At 43.8% G+C, this 2,941-nt stretch carries 3 protein-coding genes; all 3 read right to left on the bottom strand.

Annotated elements, in window-relative coordinates; genetic code table 11:
- Positions 1-105: 105 nt before the first annotated feature.
- The 3 genes from rpmI to thrS are packed head-to-tail and all read right to left on the bottom strand — an operon-like array spanning position 106 to position 2,854.
- Positions 106-306 (bottom strand): 50S ribosomal protein L35, encoded by a 201-nt coding sequence (rpmI, locus tag DDR33_RS22040; RefSeq protein ID WP_109417969.1) that lies wholly within the window; start codon positions 304-306, stop codon positions 106-108.
- Between the two features lie 33 nt (positions 307-339).
- Positions 340-915 (bottom strand): translation initiation factor IF-3, encoded by a 576-nt coding sequence (gene infC / locus DDR33_RS22035; protein ID WP_109417968.1) that lies wholly within the window; start codon positions 913-915, stop codon positions 340-342.
- A gap of 13 nt (positions 916-928) precedes the next feature.
- Positions 929-2,854: a threonine--tRNA ligase gene (gene thrS / locus DDR33_RS22030; RefSeq protein WP_109417967.1), complete on the bottom strand. Its 1,926-nt coding sequence runs from the start codon at positions 2,852-2,854 to the stop codon at positions 929-931.
- Positions 2,855-2,941 lie beyond the last annotated feature (87 nt).

The following is a 2,941-nucleotide window of genomic DNA, read 5'->3' as shown; positions in this document are numbered from 1 at the left end:
GACGCTACTGCGTTAACCGAACGTGGCATGTTGTTTTTGTTTTTGGCAGGCGGTGCTGCGTTTTACAGCAGTCTTACAACCGGTTGCCTGGTTAATAATTAAAATTTACTTCCCGATGCAAAGCATTCTCTTTACGTTACCTAAGTCAGCATCAGATACTAAGCTGGTTTGACCTAAGTTACGCTTACGTTTAGTAGACATCTTTGTAAGGATGTGGCTCATAAACGCATTGTTCCTTGCAATTTTACCGGTTCCAGTAAGCTTAAAACGCTTTTTTGCACTGGAATTGGTCTTCATCTTTGGCATAACTCTGTTTTTATTGTTTTTATCTTGAATAACTTACTTTTTGGCTTTCGGACCGACAATTAAAAACATGCGTTTACCTTCTAATTTCGGTAACTGTTCTACCTTGCCGTATTCTTCCAGCGCCTGGGCAAACTTCAAAAGAAGGATTTCACCCTGTTCTTTGTAAACAATAGCACGTCCTTTAAAATGAACGTAAGCCCTTACCTTTTCCCCATTTTCAAGGAAACTGACCGCATGCTTCAGTTTAAACTGAAAATCATGATCGTTGGTATTAGGGCCGAAGCGGATCTCTTTAATAACGGTCTGCTTCGCATTTGCCTTTATCTCCTTCAGCTTTTTCTTCTGCTCGTAGATAAATTTATTATAATCAATTACTCTACAAACCGGAGGATTAGCATTGGGGGATATCTCTACTAAATCAAGTTCCTGCTCTTGTGCAATTGCACGTGCTTCGCTCAAAGAGTAAATTCCCTGCTCAACATTATCACCAACAAGTCTTATCTGAGGTGCTTTAATGAACTCATTAATATTATGTTCAGCCTCTTTCTTCTTAAACGGAGGTCTTGGCCCCCGGGGGCCCCTGTTAAAACCTGGTCTACCTAATGCCAAATTAATTTCCTGATTAAACGGTTATCTCTGTAACTAATTGTTTTTTAAACTCTTCTGCCCTCATGCTTCCCTGATCGCCCTGGCCATGCTTCCTTACAGAAACCATTTCCTCAGCCATCTCCTTCTCTCCTATTATCAGCATATAAGGGATCTTTTTAACTTCCGCATCCCGGATTTTCCGGCCGATCTTTTCGTCACGCAAGTCAATCAAGCCGCGAATATCGGAATTATTAAGCGATTCCAAAACTTTTTTTGCATATTCCTCATACTTCTCGGATATAGGAAGTATAATAAATTGTTCGGGAGTAAGCCATAGCGGGAAGTTCCCTGCGCAGTGCTCGATCAGCACGGCTACAAAACGTTCCAGTGAGCCAAAAGGAGCACGATGGATCATAACAGGCCGGTGCTTTGCATTGTCGCTGCCGGTATACTCCAGCTCAAAACGTTCGGGCAGATTGTAATCTACCTGGATCGTTCCCAGCTGCCATTTCCTTCCCAGTGCATCCTTTACCATAAAGTCAAGTTTCGGCCCGTAAAAAGCAGCCTCTCCCAGCTCGACAACTGTCGGCAGGCCCTTTTCTTCTGCCGCCTCTATAATTGCAGCTTCCGCCAGAAGCCAGTTTTCTTCTGTCCCAATATACTTTGTTTTGTTTTCAGGATCTCTCAATGAAATCTGGGCAGTGTAATCGTCGAAGCCTAAAGCACTGAACACATATAGTACCAGGTCAATTACCTTCTTAAACTCTTCCTTCACCTGGTCCGGACGACAGAAGAGGTGAGCATCATCCTGTGTAAACCCGCGCACCCTTGTCAATCCATGCAATTCTCCGCTTTGTTCGTAGCGGTAAACCGTCCCGAACTCTGCATATCTCACAGGAAGATCTTTATATGAACGTGGTTTCGATTTATAGATCTCACAATGATGAGGGCAATTCATCGGCTTCAGGAAGAACTCCTCCCCTTCCTGCGGAGTTTTGATAGGCTGAAACGAATCCGCTCCATACTTCTCATAATGACCTGAAGTAACATAGAGATTTTTATGGCCTATATGAGGTGTAACAACCTGCTCATAGCCGCTCTTTACCTGTGCTCTCTGCAGAAAATTAACGAGCTTTTCACGCAATGCCGCTCCTTTAGGAAGCCACAAAGGCAATCCCATTCCTACTTTCTCAGAAAAAGTAAACAGCTCGAGTTCTTTCCCAAGCTTACGGTGGTCACGCTTTTTAGCCTCTTCGATCATCTTGAGATACTCGGCCAGCTCACTTTGCTTGGGGAAAGTTACCCCATAAATACGGGTCAGCTGTTTACGGCTCTCATCTCCGCGCCAGTAAGCACCAGCCACGTTCATCAGCTTTACTGCTTTTACAAAGCCTGTATTCGGAATATGAGGCCCCCTGCACAGATCCGTAAAATTCCCCTGTGTATAAAAAGTGATGGCACCATCAGGAAGATCCTTGATCAGATCCAGCTTGTATTCGTCCCCTTTTTCAGTGAAATACTCAATAGCCTCCGCCTTGCTCACAGGCTTTCTTACATATTCGGACTTGGTTTTGGCAAGCTCCACCATCTTATCCTCTATCTGCTTAAAGTCGTCAGAAGAAAATTCGCGGTCTCCGAAATCAACATCATAATAAAAACCGGTCTCAATAGCAGGACCAATCCCGAACTTTGTTCCCGGATACAGCGCTTCCAGCGCTTCAGCCATCAGGTGGGCCGACGAATGCCAGAACGTAGCTTTACCATCGGTATCATTCCAGGTAAGAAGTTTCACAGAAGCATCGTTTTCAATCGGACGCGAAGCGTCCCACACCTGGCCATTTACTTCTGCTGCTAATACGTTTCTTGCTAAACCTTCGGAGATCGACTGTGCGATCTGAAAAGAGGAGGTTCCTTTTTCATACTGTCTGACGGAACCATCAGGGAGAGTAATGTTAATCATCTACAACTATGATTTTAAATTCAAAAAATAATTTATTTAACAGGGTCACATACAGACGTGATCCACAGTTCAACTACAAAAATATGA

The organism is Pararcticibacter amylolyticus (assembly GCF_003130405.1).
Taxonomy (GTDB): Bacteria; Bacteroidota; Bacteroidia; order Sphingobacteriales; family Sphingobacteriaceae; genus Arcticibacter; species Arcticibacter amylolyticus.
Note: the sequence above shows the minus strand (reverse complement) of the source record. Positions and strands in the feature narration are given on the sequence as shown.

Coding starts and splice junctions, on each gene's coding strand:
- rpmI (WP_109417969.1), bottom strand. CDS start 306: ATGCCAAAGATGAAGACCAATTCCAGTGCAAAAAAGCGTTTTAAGCTT.
- thrS (WP_109417967.1), bottom strand. CDS start 2,854: ATGATTAACATTACTCTCCCTGATGGTTCCGTCAGACAGTATGAAAAA.